The following is a 19,551-nucleotide window of genomic DNA, read 5'->3' on the forward strand; positions in this document are numbered from 1 at the left end:
ACTCTTGTCCCTTATTTTCGGGACCTTTACTTTGACCGGGCCGATTCCCGTTTGGATTTCTCTTTCAGGCAAATAACCATTGCGTACCACTTGCCTATGCCCCCGGTCATTTTTCACATCTGCATACTGCTGCAGAAGATCCTGAAGTTCAGCTTCGACAGCGTCAGCAATAAGTTGTCGAGCACCATGTCGCAACAACTCGGTCAGTGGATCCTCGGAAAACTCTCCAGGCTTTTTCAGGCTAATAATTTTATTCTTGTTCATGACGTATCCTTTTTGTGTTGGAATTGTTCTTGGCGGATTGATCCCAACAGGATACGTCATTTATTTTTTATGTCTTCCTCAAACACCACTTTCGATCATAACTCCAGCTACCCGATCATTGGTCCTACAAAAGAAAAACTATTTTTCCTAAACATACCCTGAAAGTTCCATATCTACGCATTTATCATGATTTTTTTTTGCCAAATGAGTTAGTGTCCGTTAAGAAATGAAATTTCAATATCGAGGTCACCTAACCCATGACTTCCAAACATCATTTCTAAATTGACACACATCATCGTCGGTTGGAAACTTTATGATAGTGACAGATCTTTTTTTACAGATTCATGTCTTATGCTGAAGTAGTCTGCCTTCAAAATGAAAAGTCGGTAGGTTGGAAATGCAAAAAATATTAACCCTACAAGCAGTCTTGCAAAACCGGCACACTATCCTTTACCCAGACCGGCAGTCATGGTAACCATTGGCCTGGCAGTGCTTCTGGCAGTGGGTCTGGTTGTAGCCAAAATCTCTCAGAGGTTTCGCCTGCCCTCCGTAACCGGCTATATTCTTGCGGGTTTACTGCTGGGGCCAACCGGATTTGGAATCATCACTGAAAAGTCCATTGGCCATGGCCTGGATCATTTTACCCATATCGCTTTGATGCTTATAGCCTTCGGTATTGGCGAGCATATCGAAATCAAAAAAATCAAGGTCTACGCCGGCAGTGTTTTCTGGACTGGTCTCCTTGAAGCAATTGGCGCCTTCTCCATGGTCAGCTTCACTGTCTTTATTCTTTTTCAAATTACAGATGCCTTGCACTTGGGAGAATGGTTGTTCAGAGATCAACTGGTTTTATCCATGTTACTTGGCGCTGTAAGTGTTGCAACCGCACCAGCGGCCACCCTGATGATAGTAAGGGAATTAAAGGCAAGAGGTCCTCTCACGTCTTCCCTGATGGCTGTGGTTGCAATAGATAATGGCCTGGCAATTATGCTTTTTGGCCTGGTACTCTCACTAAGCCATCAGATCATCGGACAGGCAGACACGCCTCTATTCGTTGCCATCGGCAATGGATTCCTTGAAATCCTTATGTCGCTGATCCTGGGTGTTATAAGTGGCCTTTTGCTGGAAGTAGCGCTGAGAAAAATGGCAGATGAGGGTGAGATGATGACAGCAGGACTGGCCATCCTGCTGTTATGCAATGAACTGGCAGTATACATGCATCTTTCGCCGTTGCTGGCTGGAATGGCCGTTGGCTTCACCCTGGTAAACAAGGCTGAACGGGATGTACGCGTCTTTCGTGCCTTGAACAGTTTTGAGCCGCCTATTTATGTTCTGTTTTTCACTCTTGCTGGCTCCCACCTGGATATAAAAAATATAGGCAGTACCGGCCTCATAGGAATTGTCTATTTCCTGGCCAGAATATGCGGCAAGATGCTGGGAGCTCAACTTGGCACCAGGATCGGCAGGGCAGCGAAAATCGTCCGGAAATATATTGGAATAGCTCTTATCCCACAGGCGGGAATTGCCATCGGCCTTATCTTTCTGATCAGCTCCGACAATGTGCTTTCTGTCTATTCTTCCATAATCACGCCAGTGGTCCTGACCGGTGTTTTTCTTTCTGAGCTTATCGGTCCTCTCACATCACGTTTTGCCATTATCAATGCCAAGGAAGCGATACAGACTGAAAAAACAACTGAAAAAAAGCAGTTATGTAACGGTATGACAGAAAAGGAATGCGATCAGTTCATGAGATCAGAGGCAGGGGTAGCTATTCTCCCATGGACCTGGGGAAAACTCACTCCGGTAAAAAATCCCAAGAATGTCGTTGTGTTTGGGGCTACGCGACGCCACACTGTTAATGGTATTGCCAGAATAGCCACCATATTCGCACATCACTACCAGGCCACTCCCATGGCTGTCTTTATTCAACCTCCAGGTACCCCACCACCTCCACACAACTTTGAGATTGAACGGAAAGAGGTCGAAACCATGGGGTACAAGCTGATGACGGAGATTGTTCCCGATTCCAGCATTTATTCCGGCCTGGTTGTAGCTGTGGAATATAATAATGCCAAGGCAGTGGTGTTGAGCTATCCGCTGCACGACAAGACCTCAGCTTTTCCGGAGGTGCTTGAGACCGTAGCCTCTCACGTGGGATGCCCTGTTATTGTGGTCCAGTTTTATGGTGTTCTGCATACAGAAAGGATACTTGTCCCTGTCATAGATATGACCGATCTGGAAGAAGTATACCCGGTAGTGCTTGCCTTGGGAAAAGTTGGAGAACATCAGATTACCCTGCTCTACATGATGACATCAGATGTCAACCAGGAGCTGGTCCACTCCAAAACCAAAGAAATCTCTTCCTGGCTTAATCGTCAGTCAGAACAGGTGCCAATTCTGGTCAAACCTGTTCCAACAGATGCCAGGGTAAAAACGATTCAGGATGAAGCCGAAAACCATGACATTGTTGTAATGGGGGCGATCCGTACCAAGGGGGTCAGAAAATTCTTTTTCGGTTCACTGGCCGATTCACTGTCCAAGAACCTGCGCAAACCGCTTATTGTTGTATATGATGCCCAAAAAAATACCGATGTCACGTAATTGATCACAGATGCTCCACGAAGTCTCCTGCTGGTCGCTTATCTCTTTGCACGATCGCGGGTTCCCGCATAGATAGCCTACCGGAGTCTTCGCGTGCCTGCGAAAAACCACAATTGAAATAGTAGTGTTGTTAACCCCGTGATCAGTTACGCTGTCACAGCCACCAAAACACTTCAAACGTAAAACGTGAGGGAATTACAGACTTTACGATCAGCTATTCCTATCCGCGGCTTGTATCTATCTATACTTTTACCTACTACAGTCTATTTGCCAGCTGGACTCAATATATTTTTTACTGTCTGAGCCAACGTATGCATGGTGATTGGTTTTCTTAGAATCGCATCGGCTTCAACACCAGTTTCTCCTTCCAAAATGAGTTCTTTACTAAAGCCTGTGCAAAGAACAATCGGTATGGATTCACGTACCTTTTTAAGCTCCTTGATAAGTCGCGCACCATTCATATTAGGCATTGTCCAGTCGGTAATGACCAGATCATACTTATCCGGGTCCCCATGAAACTCCCAGAGAGCGTCAAGTGGATCTGTTTTGACATCTACCCTATACCCAAGTCCGCTTAACATCTCTCTACCGATTTCTACGATGAATTTTTCATCATCAATGATCAAAATCTGTTCTGTTCCTGTGGCAAGGGGGACAAAAGTATCGTTAAAAGCTACAGGTCCACTGTCAATGGTTGGGAGGAAAACATGGAAGGTTGTGCCGATGCCCTGTTCGCTGTCGACTTTGATATCCCCACCATGATCTCTTACAATGCCTCTCACTGTGGCCAGTCCTATGCCTGTTCCATCCCCAACTTCTTTTGTGGTGAAGTAGGGCTCAAATATCTGGGGAAGGATATTTCGCGGAATACCGGAGCCTGTATCTGAAACCGTCAGTTTCAGGTACTTACCTGTGGGAAGCTTGAGACCGCCTCTTTCATCTTCAGACCCTACTGTAAATGGGACCAACTCAACGACCAACTCCCCGCCGCTATCTTGCATCGCATGGGCGGCGTTTGTACATAAATTTACAACTATCTGATGAATTTGCGTTGCATTGGCATGTACCGTAGCTCCATCTGGCCCGAAAAATTGATGCATCTGAATATTGGCTGGGATGATTGCCTCCATTAATTTAAGGGCTTCCTTACATATTACCCCGATCTCCACGGGCCTTTTTTCCAATGACCGCTGCCGGCTGAAATCCAGTATCTGGTTGACCAGATCTTTTGCCCTGATGCTTGCTGTGGAAATATGGGTAGCATATTTTTGGATTTTTTCATCTTCAGGACAAGTCAATTGCGCAAGCTGGGCATATCCGAGGATAGCAGATAAAATGTTGTTAAAATCATGGGCGATACCACCAGCCAATGTTCCGATTGCTTCCATTTTCTGAGACTGCAGAAGTGCTTTCTCTATGCGTTTACGCTCTGAGATATCTATGACAACACCTTCAACCAATGAGACGTGTCCGTCATTATCTGTTTTACCGTTAAAAGTGGAACGATAGTATCCTATGCTGCCGTCTGCTCTCAAAAATCTTTGTTCATAACAGCCCTTTGTATTGCTGCCAACCATCGTATTAATGATCTCAACTCCGCGAGCAGCCTCTTCCGGCCATGGAGAGAGAGCTAATATTGAATCAATGGTCGGGGTAAAATCCGTGGGACTCAGACCAAAAATATCATACACTTCCGGAGACCACGTTACTTTGCCGGTAGAGACCTGCCAGGTCCAGAAGCCTAATCCGGCTAATCCACAGACTTCTTCAAGTTTTTTCTTACAGGCTTGTAATTCACGGATTATATTTTGAAGCTCAAATTCACGTTGCTCAAATTCCTGGATTTTTTCCAGTAGTTCTTCGTATGCCGGTATATTTTTCATACATATTTTGATATATGGGTAGACGGATTTCGATTTTGTATTTCGCGTTATTGTTAACCATCGTATATTTTGGCACAGCCAACATCAAGTTATAAATATACAAAAACGTCTTTCTCAAGGGATTGAGAACCATTATTCCTCCATTGATCAACACCATAAACTGCCTAGAACTATCTAATATGCACAAAACACCTGCTATATCTTTCCGCTACCCATGGCGTTACAAACACATTGTTATAATTAAAAATACATAGACTAAAAAGCCTAAATAATCCATAGGTAAACCATATGTGTTTCGTCTATCATATAGGCAAAATATGCAAAAATCATTTTTCACAAGTAGATTTTTCAATTGATACTAAACATAGCAGTGCAGTTATAGTGAAGTCGCTAGCCGTTACTATATTTACAAACGTTCGGTAGCCAAACCACAGAACGATCATCAAGAAAGGCAATATATTTCAGAGACGAATCGACGATTCGGAGATTATCGAAATAGTGGTAATGATCCACCAAAAAATTATACAATCCCTCATTGGGAGTTCGACGAGACATCTTGAATATTAAGGATTACGGAAAAAATAAATTATCAATCTTGCTTGTCTCTCAACTCCGTAATGTCGTAGGGTCAATGGCTCAATACGGCCAGTGTGGAACTATTGACGCGACGATGTTACCAAACCGATATCCTACGATTTTTTTGGATATTTACTATTTTTCGCAACCCTAAGGACCTGTACCCGTTGCCTTGTACCTTAAGCCTGCGTTGAAACTGTCTGTGGCCAGGGGATCTCATTCCCTAAATTCCAAATACTCAGCTGTTTTTTTGTTTTCAAAACCAGCTATCTTCACTAATGTCGGCGACATCTCTGCTCCAATGTCTTGTAAAAAAAGGCAACTTAGGTTGATATTTTATTAGTCACAACTAGCCACAAAACACCCTTCTACATAAACCGGTATTTAACAGGAGAGTTACATGTCCATAGAAACATACATAGAAAATTTTCACGGACTGAAGGTTAAAGAATACAATCCCAAGGAAGAATTGGCAGATGCAGAAGAATACGCATGGAGACTGTCGATCAGCTGGGAGGAAGCCGAAAAACAGAACTTGAAAATTTCCCAGAAATTTGCTCCCCTGTTTAATGATCCTGCTGTGCAACAGATACAGGCGCTGGTTATCGGTCCGTGGGGGGAAGAGTGGGAAGAAAACCCCCAGGAGGTCATCAATCTGCTGATTAAAAACAAAGAGGCCTTAAAGGCACTCAAGGCGCTCTTCGTAGGTGACATCACATATGAAGACTGTGAGATGTCTTGGATTCAACAGGGAGACTATAGCGAACTGCTTAAAGCCTATCCCGGCCTTGAGGAGTTGAGAATTCGCGGCGCAGCCATACGGCTTGGAAACGCTGGACATGCCGGCTTGAAGAAACTGATCGTTGAGTCTGGCGGATTGAGCAGTACGGTACCTCATGATATATGTACCAGTACTTTTCCGGAACTCACCCACCTTGAACTGTGGCTTGGTGTTGAAGAGTACGGCTTTGACGGCAGTATGGAGACCATCAAAAAATGTGTTGCAGCTTTCTCATCTGGAAAATTAACCTATCTTGGCCTGAAAAATAGCGAAATTGTCGATGACATTGCAAAATTTCTGGCAGATCATGACATCTTGAGCACGCTTGATGTTCTTGACCTCTCCCTTGGAACTCTGACAGACGAAGGTGCTCAGGCGTTGCTGGACTCAAAAAAAATACGGTCACTGAAACAGCTGATTTTAAGGCACCACTATATGAGCAAGGGAATGTGCAAAAAGTTAGCTTCCTTGCCCGTTGACTGCGACTGTTCAGCCCCACAGGAAGCAGAAGAGTATGATGGAGAAATTTACAGGACGGTTTTTGTCTCTGAATAAGCATGAAATTTTTGATTATTGGAGATCCTTTTCATATCAGGGTCAAACGATTTATGCGGGCCCTGCAGGCTAAGGGCGTTGAGGGGAAGGTCATTTCACATATTGACCTTCTCACAGATACGGTTTACCTGCCAGACCAGCTTTCCCCGGATACAACCATCCGTATCGAAACCGCCGGTGAAAATTTCCCGGTTGAAAAAGAGCTGATCCGATTAGGTGCAAGGATTCTTCACCAAGGCGAACTGGTCACAGATATTGACCGAATGCGATTTGAGATGGGGAAAATAACCTATCCTAGCTTGTGGTATACCGGATGGTGCCGTTATTTGAACGGGATTGGGAAACAAGTGGCTCAAAGCCGAGCACGATATATGAATGATCCGAGCGATATCATGTTAATGTTTGATAAATGCTCGGTTCACAGGCTTTTCTCCAACGCCGGAATTCCCGTGGCCAAAGACCTGTCACCCAATGAACCGGTGAAAAGTTTTGACCATCTTGTTGCACTGATGACCCAGACACGTATTTTTCGCGTATTCATCAAGCTAAGGTACGGTTCCGGTGCTATGGGAATCGTGGCGTTCAGCAAGCACCCTTCGTTGAATCTCTTTTCGGCCATGACAACTTTGGAACTTGTTAGAACCAAAGGAAAAGTGGAACTGTACAATACCAAAACGTTTTTCACCTATCGCCGACAAAGCGATATCCGCTCCATAGTTGACCTGCTGTGCCAAGAAGGCGTGCACGTGGAGCAGTGGATACCTAAAGCTTATGCCGACGGCGGCCCCTTTGACATCCGACAGGTTGTTATCGGCGGAAAAGCGACTCACAAAATAGCGCGTATCGGACGTGGACCATTTACAAATCTACACCTGCGAAACAGACGAAAACAGATTGATTCTTCCTGGATGAGCGATTCGCTTATCAAAAAGGTTGAACATATCTCAGAAGCGACCTGCGCACTTTTTAAAGGCTCCTTTTATGCAGGAGTCGACATCCTCATTCCCCGTGGATCTGGAAATCCCCGTGTGCTTGAGATTAACGCCTTTGGCGATTTTGTGAACCAGGCGTTTTTCCAGGGCAAAGATCCATATGCTCTGGAAGTGGAACGCTGGCTTGCTACCTGCCGGACAGAGCAACGCCCTTCATATCAGCATGAAACTGTTGCTCTTTGATCTGGACAACACCTTGATTGACCGGAATCATGCGTTCCTATGCAGGCTTCGTCAATGGGTTCTAAACCATGCAGGTGAGCTGGATGATTACGAACAGACTCGCTTGATACAACAGCTTGTCGAACTCGATGACCGTGGCCAGACTGAACGTAGAGTTTTTTACAGGAAGGCCGCAGCCAATATTCCTCTGGACAGAGCCAAGATCTCCACATTAAACAAAGAAATTGGATGTTTGGCGGAAAATATCCAACCCGACAGAGAAATACATGCCATGTTGAAACGGCTGTCCGGACACTTTAAACTGGGTATCATTTCCAATGGACCGGGAAAGGTACAGCGTAAAAAAATAGATCAAGCCCAATTATGGGCCTATTTTACGCACTGCTTTATTTCAGGTGACCTGGGGTACGGCAAACCTTCCCCCCGTATTTTTAGAACAGCTTTAAAGGCATTTTCCTGTTCACCGGATCAGGCCATGATGATCGGAGATGACCCCATAAAGGATATCGATCCTGCACATCTTCTCGGTATGAAAACCGCTTTGGTATCACCCCTGTCAGAAACGCATTGTAATGCTGATATTTGTCTGCGATGTATTACTGATATTGAAAAAAACGTATTATGACACAGCTTACAACAACGCTTGATGTAAACATGAACAGGATTGTCGGAAAAGACGACATCCTGTTCATCACCTTTGATACCTTACGATACGATGTTGCAACGGAAGAGTGGTTATCTGGCGGCACCCCTAATCTAAGAAAAATGATGCCTGAAAACTGGGAAAAACGGCATGCACCCGGAAATTTTACATGGGCGTCCCATCATGCTTTTTTTGGAGGTTTTCTACCGACACCTGTTGTTCCTGGACCTCATGAACGCTACTTTGCTGCTGCCTTTCCCGGCAGCGAAACCACCGGGACAAACACCTATTCCTTTGAGGCGGCAGATATCGTCACCGGATTAAAAAAACTGGGGTATCACACTGCCTGTATCGGAGGTGTAGGCTTTTTCAACAAAAAAACCCCGATGACCTCGGTATTTCCCGACCTGTTTACTGAAAGTCACTGGGAAGAATCCACAGGGGTCACTGATCCTGATTCGACTAAAAACCAAATAGATATCGCCGTTGAGATCATCCGTAACCAGAGTGAAAAACGCAAAGGTCAGCCTTTATTTCTCTTTCTTAACATAGCTGCCATTCACCAACCTAACTACATGTATGCTAAAGGGGAAACCAAAGATTCTAAAAAGACTCATGCCGCGGCACTTCGCTATGTAGACAGTCAGCTGCCAAAACTTTTCGACGCACTTTCCATGCGGGGAAATCCGTTCTGCATTTTATGTTCGGATCATGGCACAACCTATGGCGAAGATGGTTACAGAGGACATCGTTTGTGCCATGAACAGGTATGGACAGTACCCTTTGCAGCATTCTCTTTGAAAAATACGTTTCCAATCAACAAGCCAAACCATGAAAACTGATCAGCAGCATCCTGTTTTCGGAAACCTGGATGTATCAACGCCCTACTCAGCGTATATGTACTCGTATCCGCATAAGACATCATACCGCACATTTACCTCCCCTCTCAACCTGTCTGATTTATGGGCAAAAGAAGACAGGTCATCCCTTTTCTTCTATGCCCATATTCCTTTTTGTCAAAGTAAATGCGGATACTGCAATCTGTTTTCCATGGCAAAAGCAAGTGAAGAGCTGATGGAGCGCTATGTTGACACCCTGGAAAGACAGGCTTTAGCAGCACGCTATTTCTTAGGAAAATTTTGCGGAACACAATTTGCCATCGGCGGCGGAACTCCGAGCGTTATCTCTCTTGAGCAGCTGGATCGAATCATGGAGATCTTTTTCAATATTTTAGGTATTTCACAAGAGGCTCCGGGGTCACTGGAAATTTCCCCTGTGGCCATCAGCAAGGACAAATTGTCCCTTCTCAAACAGCGGGGCATCAACCGAATCAGTGTAGGTATTCAGAGTTTTATTCAAAAAGAGTTGCAGGTCCTTAGCCGGGGAACACACGTAAAGGATGTGACAGACGGCCTTGATATCCTCACACAGCTTGAGTTTCCGGTGACCAATCTGGATTTGATTTACGGCATTCCAGGACAAACCCCGCAGACTCTAACCGAATCACTGAAAACCGCACTCGCATTTGATCCTGAAGAAATTTTTCTATATCCACTGTATATCAGAGAGCTAACCCCACTTGCAGGAAAACCCATCAACGAAAACACCATGATACTTTATCAGGTTGGCAGAGACCTGTTACTTGCCCATGGATATGTGCAGGATTCCATGCGCATGTTCAGAAAAGCAGAGAAAGGTAACAATAACACCAGTACCGATTATTGCTGTCAGGAAGATGGTATGATCGGTCTTGGAACAGGTGCTCGCTCATACACCCGATCCGTCCATTATGCCACACCATATGCCGTAGAACCTAAGGAAGTCAAACGCCTTATCGAGTCATACACTAATCTTCCCGATGCTGCATTCAACCAGGCAGAACACGGCATTATACTGTCTTTGGAAGAGCAAAAACGCCGCTATCTGATTAAATCCATTCTCAAGTGTCGGGGCTTGAAAAAACAGGTGTATTCTGATTATTTTGGCAGCGACTGCGAATCTGATTTTCCAGAAATAAGTATACTTTCAGAACTCGGCATGCTCTGTTCTTCAGACAGCCATATCCGGCTAAGGGAAAAAGGGATTATGTATTCAGACGTCATCGGCCCTTTTTTTATTTCTCCAGCTATTCGTAAGCGCATGGAAACTTTTACTCTGGGATAAGTCTTCATGGAGTTTACAATATTGTACAGAGGATCACTTAAAAGCTGTAATTTCCACTGTGCGTACTGTCCTTTTGCCTGGAAAAAAATTGTCCATCAGGATCTTGAGACCGACAAGGCCGGAATAAGTCGATTTATTGAGTTTATAGAAAATTCGCAGCACCACTACCGCATACTGTTCACTCCCTATGGCGAGGCAATGATTCATGCATACTACAGAGAAGCAATGGTCAGGCTTTCCAAACTGCCAAATGTCATTAAAGTGGCGGTACAGACCAACGGATCATTTTCAGTAACTGCCGATGACTGGTTGGACAGAATTGCCGCAGACACGGCTGCATTCTGGTTGAGTTTTCATCCGGAGCAGATATCATTAGAGCAGTTTACCAATCAGTACCAGGCGCTTTTGGATAGAAATCTTCGATTCAGTTGCGGAGTTGTTGGAATCAAAACGAATATTCCAACCATCAGGCAATTGAGAGCAACCCTGCCCCAATTTGTCTACATGTGGATCAATGCCTATAAACGGTGGCACGGTTATTATACAGACAAGGAGATTGAAGAACTGGTTTTGCTTGACCCACTTTTTAACAATAACCTGCACTATTATCCGTCCCGTGGGCATATCTGCCGGACCGGCCAGGAGATATTTTCCGTAGATGAAAAAGGAGATATACGGCGATGCCATTTTGTTGATACAATCATAGGCAATATCTCAGAAAACGATATGGCTAATCTGCACTGTTCACCGCACTGCCCGAACGACACCTGCCATTGCCATATCGGCTACATCTACCTTCCTGAACTGCATCAGCATTCCATCTACGGCGATGGAATGTTAGAACGGATTCCTTGTCAATATAAAATGGGGTGAACTATCTCCTGATCAACAAGCCTTTTTCCAACCAGAAGTTTTCAGAAAAACACTTGTAATACTAGTAATTTCGAATCAATGGCGAGGCAACTGCCACAGTCTTTTAAACCAGAGAATTTTAAGTAACACGAACAGGGGAAAAGACAATCATTTTTCCTTGAGCATCAGGGAATTCATCAACTCTACATTATCCAGGAGTTCCCTGCTTTTTTCGGCATCAGCAATGAATGGATTGTTGATGCCGAGTCGGCCTTTTACCCACTCATTATAAGCAAGCTCCCAGGCTGTCGGTGGATCGATCTTTGCCCAGTGCACCAGTGTTTCAATATGCTGGGTATAGAGTTCGTCAATGCTGTATATGAGCAGCATGTACAGGATGGCCCGGGCAATATCACCTTTGGTCCGTGAGGGAATGATCCATTCCTTCTTTTCTTCGTTCAAACCGGTTGTCATATAGGCGTCGGGGTTCAGGTTGATCCGAAACGGTCTGCTCACAGTGTTGTCTTCCATGTCAAACGGAAAGTTGGATCGACCAGCATTCAGACGGCGCTCTGCAGCAGCAAAATTGAATGGGTTGACCGTAGCCCCCCTGCGAATACTGTCAGGTACACCTTTTTTCTTGAGATATTCTTTGAGAAACGTTTTAGGAATGATGTGTTCTATAGAGTGCCGTTGCTTCTGGTACAATTCGTCTATGGGTATGGAACCGTATACAGATTGGACCCAGCCGTGATTGGTATCGAAAAAGAAACTCCAGAAGTTACTCCATTTGTCTGCAGATTTCCAATGATCATATCCTACACTGGATTGAAAAATTCCTCCTGCCTGGTCAATAAAATTCTGTCTTGCGACCGGGACATTGTGAGCTTTCCTGGCAAACGACGAAAGATCTTTTTTTGGCATCACTATTAGTTCAAATGATTAAAACATCATCTACAAAATATTTGAGTGTATAGTTGTAGAACTTGACCCTTACTTACATTTACTCATGGGGACTGTATTCCTTCACTTTTGAGAGCTTGTTTCCTCATAACGATGTTTATGACAAAAGTCCAAGTAATAACGAAGGTATTTCTGACATTTATATTTCTGACATTTATTAATGTATTGCTGTGCAATACTTTTAGTGGCGAGAAACTCAGCGTACCTGCCTCTGGCCTCCATAAGTATGACCTGCATGAACGCCGCCTATTTTTTTGACGTACATGCCTATAATACTTTTTAGATGGTGTTACCCAGAAGCAGACTATTTACAGCTTGCGCTAAATAACATAATTGTTTTATCTAATATCAGATATTAATCAAACACTGAGTGAGTGGGGCACCTTAAAGGATTAACCAGCCCTTCTGGATGATTTTACTCACTCTTCTGTATAATTGCTTGTTATCTTTCCCCCAGAGAGCCATGCTTTCAAAGAGCCTGATCGTTGCCTTTCTCCTATCCATGATTTTTCTGCCGGGCTGTGGAGGAACACGAATTAAGCATGTGCCTGCGCCAGAATTCCTGGAAATCGCCAAGCAAATTGAGCAGATGAGCAGTGCAACATGGACCACGTATATTGGTTCTTCAAAGACTCGTGCTTATTTGGAGTACGGTGATGCTTTGGCGAGCAGCGGGACTTCGCGTACCATAGTCTATTGGACCGAGTTGGAAAAATTGCCCCAAGATGTTGCGAAGAACCTGAAGGCGGCCAAATCACCATGGGTTCCAGGGTGCAAAACCAAAAGATGACAAGCCAGTGCACTCGGACGGGTGAGACAGGTGCGGTTCTCGTTTGGGTTTCTACGAGGCCGTCCCGTCACCGCCGGTGACCAGCACATTAGTCGACAGGCGAAGCTTGGCGCTTCCTTGCAGGGTGACCTGTTGTATAAAGCAGGAAGTCCCTGTCAGGCAAAGCCTAACCAGCAGCCCGCACCGAGTGTTGCGCGACTCGCGAAGCCATTTTTGGCGAACAAAAGTCATGAAGCGTACACAGAAAAACCGTAGGCCGCAGGGGAGACATACCTCCCTCAAGCAATTCAGCCTCATCAGGGTAAAATGCAGTTGGCGACGATTTTAGCGTATCGGAAGCCAGAACAAAGGAATAGAAATGGCAAGATTCCGGAGGGACTGCCTGGGTCATAGAGCGCGGCACGCAGTGAAAGAAGTGCCAGGAACCCGTCATGGAGCGATTTGCGGCAAAACTCCAAGGGCACTCTACAATTATTATGGTGTCAGTGGAAACTTTGAGAAGATCAGTTCTTTCTACAATTACAGTTGCAAAACTGTATTTACGTGGCTGAACAGGAAAAGACAGCAGAAAAGCTGTAATTGGCGAGGGTTTGAGGGGCTTTTACAGACTTTCTCAATTCCTCGTCCCGGATAACAGGCTACTGGAGCTTAAATGTTTTTGTACGAAGCGAATACTAATGAGGAGCCCTGTGCGAGAAAATTGCACTCAGGGATCTGTGAGTGAACGGTCTGGTAACTGGCCAGCCCACCTCGATAGCAAGAGAAACATGAAGCCACTATCAATGACATTTGACAAGAATGCGGGAGAGTATCGACGATATCGGCCGGGATATCCGACTGCGATAGCTGAAAAGGTCGTCAGCATACTTGGATTGCATAAGAGCTGCAGAATACTGGAAATCGGCTGTGGAGCTGGACAGGCAACGAATATCTTTTCTGACCTTAGTCCCACTCAAGTGTGTATCGATCCCGGAGAAAAGTTACTGGACGAATGCCGAGCATGCCATGATAATATGCAGAGATATTCGTTCGAGTGCAGCTCATTTGAGGGATATGAAGATAATCCTGCGTCATTTGATCTAGTCTATGCAGCCACTTGTTTTCACTGGTTAAAACCTGGATTCAGATTCAGGAAAGCCGCATGGCTGCTTAAAGAAAACGGTGGATTGGCCGTTTTCACCAATCGACATACAAAGAAGAAAGAAGGATTTTTCTCAGAGGTTCAATCTGTTTACCAAACGATTGCCCCCGAATTAGTACCCTCAACTCCGAGCATGCCCATGGATGAAGCCGCGGTTGAAGACAATCCTCTGGGACTGTTTCATCAAGCTGCATATGACCGTGAGATTAAGTATACAAGCGAAGAATACGTTGGGTTGCTCAGGACATTTTCGGATCACATCGCACTCGGAGAAAGAAGACTCAACGAACTTTGTAACGGAGTTCACATACTCATTGAAAAGAGGTATGGCGGAAGCATCAGTAAGACATTGACAACAAGTCTTGCAATATATGGTAATGCCCAACGATAAACTTCACAGGACGCCAACCTGTCGGTGTCTGTGAGCTCCCAGTTCATGGCGATTAGATTTAAAAATGACAAAAAAGTTGTCGTTGCAGTTATATCCATATCCCTAGCCATCGGTGGTTGGACAATTTTAAATCCTAGTTCTAGTTTCGGTTTATCTATCTATGCATTCACTACGTTTAACAAAATTCCATATATTTACTGCGATCTGGAAATTGATACTAAGGGGAAAGTCAAGGTAATCAAAAAGTCTCATCTGATAACAGAAAAAGAAATTGAAACGTTAGTAAAGCAAGAACCAGAAATCTTGATCCTCTCTACTGGTTGGGCGGTTCAATGATGGAAATCAAAAATATTTACAGCACTGATAACCTTGAAATCATCAAAGCAAAAAACGGAGAAGCCAAAAAAGCGTACAACAAGTTGAAAAAAAAGGTAAAAAAGTAGCTATCAGGTACCATTCAACCTGTTAATATATAAAGAACAACAAAATTATACCTAACCAGGCATTAAAGCTGACAAATACCACTGGTGGCTATCCTTACCATTGAACGTTTACCGGACTCCTCAAAGGGTACTTTGCCGGGGAGCTTTCATCGTGGTATTTGCCGCTCAACTTAACGTTCGTCGCTTCTTACTTCCTATCATTCCTGACAAAAAAGTTGAGATCAATGTAGAGATGGCATCTACACGTATCATATGGTGTAATGTCTTTTACTTTTGTGATCGTTCACATGCTCATTACGGAAAGGAGTTGCCTCTTCATGAAACGTTCTTGTATCATATGGGTAATCAGCTTTTTAGGACTCTGCTTGATGGTGTCGTCTGTCAACTCGGCATCACCAGCGGGCTCATATCTTGCAGTGTTTGATGAAATTCTCGCAACGGTTGACGAGCATTTCTATAATGGGAAACCGATTCCTCAGGAGTTTGCATCGAAACGCGATAGAGCTCGAATGCAGGTCAAGGAGCTACGTTTCCATCAGGAACAAGCGGCATTTTCAGCGACCGTAAATGACCTGCTTGGAACCCTGAACACCTCGCATACGTATTATCTTTCTCCAAAGGACGTTGAATATTATCAGTTAGCCTCAGTTTTTTCATTTCTGCCGGCGATTCAAGCCCTCTTTGACGGACAAGATATCCAGTATCCGACGGTTGGGCTGCTCACAGAACGTCTCGAGGGGCAGGACTTTGTGGTGTCGGTGTTGCCTGGTAGTGTGGCTGACAACGCGGGGATACTCGCGGGAGATGAAATTGTCGCCGTTGATGGCCAACCGTACCATCCTATTGATTCGTTGGCATCCTCCATTGGACGCGAGGTATCATTCACCATTAAACGTCAGCGGCATGGTTCCCGACAGACCGTGGCCATGATGCCAGTGCTTCTGAATCCCAAGCTGGAAATGCTGGAGGCTGAACGGGCCAGTATCCGGTCTATTCCGACTCAAGGCAAACAGATTGGCTATATTCATATCTACTCGTATGCTGCTGAAGAGTATCATCAAGAATTGGTCTCGGCCCTCTCGTGGGGTGCTCTGAAGACGTGCGATGCCGTGATTATTGATTTGCGGTACGGATTGGGAGGAGCCGATCCGAGTTATCTTAATCTGTTTAACCAACAGGTTCCTGTGATCATCTCAAAAGATCGATCAGGGAAGACATATCACTATGATCCCCAATTGAGGAAACCAACTGTATACCTGGTCAATCACCGGACCAGAAGCGGCAAAGAGATTCTTGCGTTTGGCGCACAACAATACCATCTAGCCACCGTTATCGGAGAACGCACAGCAGGAGCCGTCTTGGGCGGGCGGTTGTATCCCCTCTCTAATGGCGATCTCTTGTATCTTGCAGGACGAACATCACTCGTTGATGGTGTTAATCTTGAAGGTGTTGGGGTGACTCCTGACATTGAGGTTCCATGGGACATTCGCTATTGCGAGGGGAGTGATGCACAGATCGACCGTGCGGTAGAATTTTTACTCCATGAATTGTAATCATAACCGTGTTGATCTGATGTCGAAGCCTGTTCACATTCCATGGAGGTGAGGAAGCCGAGCAAAGCAATGCATGTGACTTCGGCCCGCTGTCGCCAATTTTGGCATATTCCTCTCGCCTATCGTTTGACGGGCAGTGTCAAGTGTGTTGCACGTCGTCAGGAGGGGTGCAGCCGGTCTATATTAAAAAACCACTTTTCTATCTGACTATAATTGCGAAATTTTGAAAAAAGGCATTTTCAACAATTTGTCAAAAATGGCGATTTTTGGCATTAAAACACAATTATTGACAAATCATGGAAAAATGATGTTGTGTATCATGCTAATTTTCCTTATTTTCTTTTCTCCCTGTTTTTTTAGGAAGACCGGCTACACCCCGTCAGGAGCGGACCAAAGCCACGTGATTGCAGGCGTTGTGCTATAAAAACAATACATAACAATATTAGATAAAAAAAATCGATTATCATGAAACAATGCGCAAGGACAGTGGTAATATTGATTCTGACTTCTCTTTTTTGTTTTTTCATTTTGCCGGCGTATGCCAAAGAAGCAAGATGTCTCATTGAAGTTACACCAGCAGTTAAGAAATATGCGTTCAATGTAGTAAAACCTATTCTTGATTCATATGATAAGAAAGATGAATTGTCTCAGTTGTTGAAAGTATCAGAAATACTAACAGATCCTAAAACTGGTGTTCAAACAAACGCCATCGAACCGAGTCAATTTATCATTTACGATAAATTAGAGACATTAAAACTTGGGATACTTTACACGCTGAATCTTACCTCTGAGCAAAAACAGCTCCTAAAAAACTGGCGTTCAAGATTTATGCAATCGAATCCAGCGGATGTCTTTTTTGCCCCCTCTGCAGATGACATTATTAAAACAAAAGCGGCTTTTGGTTGTTCACATTATGCCAGATCGTTTATGGCAGTAGTAAAAGCGCTTGGATTGGTAACTAATCCTAAAGATCTCCGTTATGCGATTAGCACTAAATCAGATACTTATAATCAGGCCCTGATTAAACAGGATAAAGAAATGACGATCAATGGTCATCAATTCGTAATCGTAAAGATTTCTGATAGATGGATTGCGTTGAATACTTCCAAAGCCGAATGGGTGCAACTACCTGATGACTTTATGCCAGAATCAGTTACACCTCCCAGAAATATCTCTATTCGCTTTCCCTCCTATCCAGAAGTTACGTTCCTGTTCAGGAAGATTGGGGTTGATATCAATGATGACTGTAGTGATAATTCATTAATTGCTTTAATGAACATCTATCGGTCAGGAGATAAAAAAAATCCAGATTTCAAATGGGATAAATATACTGATTCAGAAGGAACCTTATCAAAGGGAATAGCAAATGACGCTTCGGCCGGTTCATCCTCTACTGCGGTACGACAAAGGCATTTCATGTGTATTGCGAAGGTGGAGACTATAAGTGATTTGATAATATCCTACCCGGACTTCACCAATCAGTGGTAGTCTTAATGAATACTTGAGCCGTATGCTGGGAAACTCGCAAGTACGGTTTTGAAGGGGGAAGGAGATCGTACGGCCTCCGACCTACCCGGTAGCTTTGAAAGAAAAAATTACTCATTGACGAAAGCAAAATGGAAATAACAAAAATACCTTTTAACAAATATATCGAGATATTCGAGTCTACTGACAAAAGAGATGTTCTTGAGTTAGAATTTAGTGATAATATGAAAAACCATCTTGGTACTTTTCATGCGAGCGCACAGTTTGCTCTAGCTGAAGCTTGCAGTGGCTTAGCATTACAAAATCATTATTCTGACTTAGCCAATTCTGTAGTTCCAGTACTACGAAAATCCGAAACCAAATTTAAAAGACCTGCTTCGTCAAACATTAAAGCTGAAGCAACGATATGCGATGAAACTAAAACCAAATTCAAAATTCAGTTCGACAAAAAAGGCAGAGCAAGTATTTCAGTCCCGGTGAAAATAACTGATGAAAATAATATTGTCACAATGGAAGGTACATATGAGTGGTTTGTGCAGAAAATGTAATATATACAGGCTATAACAAGTCGTTCGAGAACGCTTCGTTTCACTACGCTCGGACGCGCTGATGCGTGCCGCTCAACTGAACGTTCATGGCGACTTCGTCGCCATGAATCGCGGTGCTAACGACGTCAAGCCCCTCGTCCTGTCGCTTCGCGCCAGGACAAGGTACTTGACCAGACACCGTGAGAACACCACCACCAAACTACGCTTGCTTGCGCTGCCCATGGCGCTGGTCAGCACCGAGATTAGGAATACACATGGCATCTATCTTTGTTGCAATTAAAAACGATAGTGAAGCGTTAACGCTGCCCAATGACGGAGTGACGATATTCCTCCATTTTGACTTTCTTTCATCTATTGGTGAAGACGAGAATTGCGGCCGTTTAGATGACTTTCTTCACACGCCAACTGATCAAATAGCCGATTTTCTCAGAAAAGCAGGCGCAACAGACGAGCAAATTGAGAAGGCTAATCCAGTGGTGTGGTATCCAGCAAGTGTCGGGACTACCCTTGTAACAAAGTACATTTCAGTTCTAGAGCGGTATCATACCATTGGAGAGGAAACCAGGACGGAAGCCCTAAAGGAACTGAAAATGTTTAGGGCCATTTTCGAAGTTCTGGAGCAAGAAAATAATGAGTGGCATCTTGAAATGGATATTTAGCCTAATCGGGTAGCCAGGGGAATCACTCCCCTAGCCCCGATACAACCTAGTATGCGGGTGGACCCGCACTTGGCGGTCCCAAAGG

Annotated in this window: 17 protein-coding genes; 14 read left to right on the plus strand and 3 right to left on the minus strand. The window is 44.4% G+C overall.

Translation table 11 applies throughout. The features are described 5' to 3' along the window. On the minus strand, window positions 1-264 hold a 264-nt coding region (locus tag G493_RS0117405), incomplete at its 3' end, for a transposase (RefSeq protein WP_035274998.1). Between the two features lie 468 nt (window positions 265-732). Between G493_RS0117405 and G493_RS0117410 the strand changes: the two genes are divergently transcribed. Continuing rightward, complete coding sequence (locus tag G493_RS0117410) at window positions 733-2,865, plus strand: cation:proton antiporter domain-containing protein (RefSeq protein WP_028581438.1); 2,133 nt, start codon at window positions 733-735, stop codon at window positions 2,863-2,865. Window positions 2,866-3,128: 263 nt separating this feature from the next. Here G493_RS0117410 and G493_RS29850 read toward each other — a convergent pair whose 3' ends face one another. Next, window positions 3,129-4,748 (minus strand): hybrid sensor histidine kinase/response regulator, encoded by a 1,620-nt coding sequence (locus G493_RS29850; protein ID WP_051309446.1) that lies wholly within the window; start codon window positions 4,746-4,748, stop codon window positions 3,129-3,131. A gap of 976 nt (window positions 4,749-5,724) precedes the next feature. Between G493_RS29850 and G493_RS0117420 the strand changes: the two genes are divergently transcribed. The 6 genes from G493_RS0117420 to G493_RS0117445 are packed head-to-tail and all read left to right on the plus strand — an operon-like array spanning window position 5,725 to window position 11,514. Next, complete coding sequence (locus G493_RS0117420; protein ID WP_028581439.1) at window positions 5,725-6,660, plus strand: STM4015 family protein; 936 nt, start codon at window positions 5,725-5,727, stop codon at window positions 6,658-6,660. A 2-nt stretch (window positions 6,661-6,662) separates the two neighbouring features. Next, window positions 6,663-7,835, plus strand: coding sequence for an STM4014 family protein (locus G493_RS0117425; RefSeq protein WP_028581440.1), 1,173 nt, complete (start codon window positions 6,663-6,665; stop codon window positions 7,833-7,835). Then, window positions 7,816-8,460 (plus strand): HAD family hydrolase, encoded by a 645-nt coding sequence (locus G493_RS32440; RefSeq protein ID WP_028581441.1) that lies wholly within the window; start codon window positions 7,816-7,818, stop codon window positions 8,458-8,460. The genes G493_RS0117425 and G493_RS32440 overlap by 20 nt, the downstream gene beginning before the upstream one ends. Next, complete coding sequence (locus G493_RS0117435) at window positions 8,457-9,320, plus strand: STM4013/SEN3800 family hydrolase (protein WP_028581442.1); 864 nt, start codon at window positions 8,457-8,459, stop codon at window positions 9,318-9,320. Before G493_RS32440 ends, G493_RS0117435 begins: the two co-directional genes overlap by 4 nt. Further along, a complete protein-coding gene (locus tag G493_RS0117440; RefSeq protein WP_028581443.1) occupies window positions 9,310-10,641 on the plus strand; it encodes an STM4012 family radical SAM protein in 1,332 nt (443 codons plus the stop codon). The genes G493_RS0117435 and G493_RS0117440 overlap by 11 nt, the downstream gene beginning before the upstream one ends. Window positions 10,642-10,647: 6 nt before the next feature. After that, entirely contained in the window at window positions 10,648-11,514 is an 867-nt protein-coding gene (locus G493_RS0117445) for an STM4011 family radical SAM protein (RefSeq protein ID WP_028581444.1), read from the plus strand. A gap of 147 nt (window positions 11,515-11,661) precedes the next feature. Here G493_RS0117445 and G493_RS0117450 read toward each other — a convergent pair whose 3' ends face one another. Next, window positions 11,662-12,417, minus strand: coding sequence for an endonuclease (locus G493_RS0117450; RefSeq protein WP_028581445.1), 756 nt, complete (start codon window positions 12,415-12,417; stop codon window positions 11,662-11,664). A gap of 502 nt (window positions 12,418-12,919) precedes the next feature. On the opposite strand from G493_RS0117450, the gene G493_RS0117465 reads away from it, so the two are divergent. From G493_RS0117465 to G493_RS0117500, 7 genes are all read left to right on the plus strand, one after another. After that, the gene (locus G493_RS0117465; protein ID WP_028581446.1) at window positions 12,920-13,246 is read left to right on the plus strand and encodes a hypothetical protein; all 327 of its coding nucleotides are present in this window, start codon (window positions 12,920-12,922) and stop codon (window positions 13,244-13,246) included. A 767-nt stretch (window positions 13,247-14,013) separates the two neighbouring features. After that, entirely contained in the window at window positions 14,014-14,778 is a 765-nt protein-coding gene (locus G493_RS0117470) for a class I SAM-dependent methyltransferase (RefSeq protein WP_161629850.1), read from the plus strand. Between the two features lie 45 nt (window positions 14,779-14,823). Further along, window positions 14,824-15,114, plus strand: a complete 291-nt coding sequence (locus G493_RS0117475) for a hypothetical protein (protein WP_028581448.1) — start codon at window positions 14,824-14,826, stop codon at window positions 15,112-15,114. 424 nt (window positions 15,115-15,538) lie between these two features. Continuing rightward, window positions 15,539-16,774, plus strand: coding sequence for a S41 family peptidase (locus G493_RS0117485; protein WP_028581449.1), 1,236 nt, complete (start codon window positions 15,539-15,541; stop codon window positions 16,772-16,774). Between the two features lie 495 nt (window positions 16,775-17,269). Then, on the plus strand, window positions 17,270-18,262 hold the full coding sequence (locus tag G493_RS29860) for a hypothetical protein (protein WP_153306572.1): 993 nt from the start codon (window positions 17,270-17,272) through the stop codon (window positions 18,260-18,262). Window positions 18,263-18,390: 128 nt separating this feature from the next. After that, a complete protein-coding gene (locus tag G493_RS0117495; RefSeq protein WP_028581450.1) occupies window positions 18,391-18,807 on the plus strand; it encodes a YiiD C-terminal domain-containing protein in 417 nt (138 codons plus the stop codon). A gap of 254 nt (window positions 18,808-19,061) precedes the next feature. Continuing rightward, entirely contained in the window at window positions 19,062-19,466 is a 405-nt protein-coding gene (locus G493_RS0117500; RefSeq protein WP_028581451.1) for a hypothetical protein, read from the plus strand. The last annotated feature ends 85 nt before the right edge of the window (window positions 19,467-19,551 follow it).

Origin of the sequence: Desulfogranum japonicum DSM 18378, from assembly GCF_000429945.1 — a bacterium.
Classification (GTDB): domain Bacteria; phylum Desulfobacterota; class Desulfobulbia; order Desulfobulbales; family Desulfobulbaceae; genus Desulfogranum; species Desulfogranum japonicum.

Coding starts and splice junctions, on each gene's coding strand:
- G493_RS0117410 (WP_028581438.1), top strand. CDS start 733: ATGGTAACCATTGGCCTGGCAGTGCTTCTGGCAGTGGGTCTGGTTGTA.
- G493_RS29850 (WP_051309446.1), bottom strand. CDS start 4,748: ATGAAAAATATACCGGCATACGAAGAACTACTGGAAAAAATCCAGGAA.
- G493_RS0117420 (WP_028581439.1), top strand. CDS start 5,725: ATGTCCATAGAAACATACATAGAAAATTTTCACGGACTGAAGGTTAAA.
- G493_RS0117425 (WP_028581440.1), top strand. CDS start 6,663: ATGAAATTTTTGATTATTGGAGATCCTTTTCATATCAGGGTCAAACGA.
- G493_RS32440 (WP_028581441.1), top strand. CDS start 7,816: ATGAAACTGTTGCTCTTTGATCTGGACAACACCTTGATTGACCGGAAT.
- G493_RS0117435 (WP_028581442.1), top strand. CDS start 8,457: ATGACACAGCTTACAACAACGCTTGATGTAAACATGAACAGGATTGTC.
- G493_RS0117440 (WP_028581443.1), top strand. CDS start 9,310: ATGAAAACTGATCAGCAGCATCCTGTTTTCGGAAACCTGGATGTATCA.
- G493_RS0117445 (WP_028581444.1), top strand. CDS start 10,648: ATGGAGTTTACAATATTGTACAGAGGATCACTTAAAAGCTGTAATTTC.
- G493_RS0117450 (WP_028581445.1), bottom strand. CDS start 12,417: ATGCCAAAAAAAGATCTTTCGTCGTTTGCCAGGAAAGCTCACAATGTC.
- G493_RS0117465 (WP_028581446.1), top strand. CDS start 12,920: ATGCTTTCAAAGAGCCTGATCGTTGCCTTTCTCCTATCCATGATTTTT.
- G493_RS0117470 (WP_161629850.1), top strand. CDS start 14,014: ATGAAGCCACTATCAATGACATTTGACAAGAATGCGGGAGAGTATCGA.
- G493_RS0117475 (WP_028581448.1), top strand. CDS start 14,824: ATGGCGATTAGATTTAAAAATGACAAAAAAGTTGTCGTTGCAGTTATA.
- G493_RS0117485 (WP_028581449.1), top strand. CDS start 15,539: ATGAAACGTTCTTGTATCATATGGGTAATCAGCTTTTTAGGACTCTGC.
- G493_RS0117495 (WP_028581450.1), top strand. CDS start 18,391: ATGGAAATAACAAAAATACCTTTTAACAAATATATCGAGATATTCGAG.
- G493_RS0117500 (WP_028581451.1), top strand. CDS start 19,062: ATGGCATCTATCTTTGTTGCAATTAAAAACGATAGTGAAGCGTTAACG.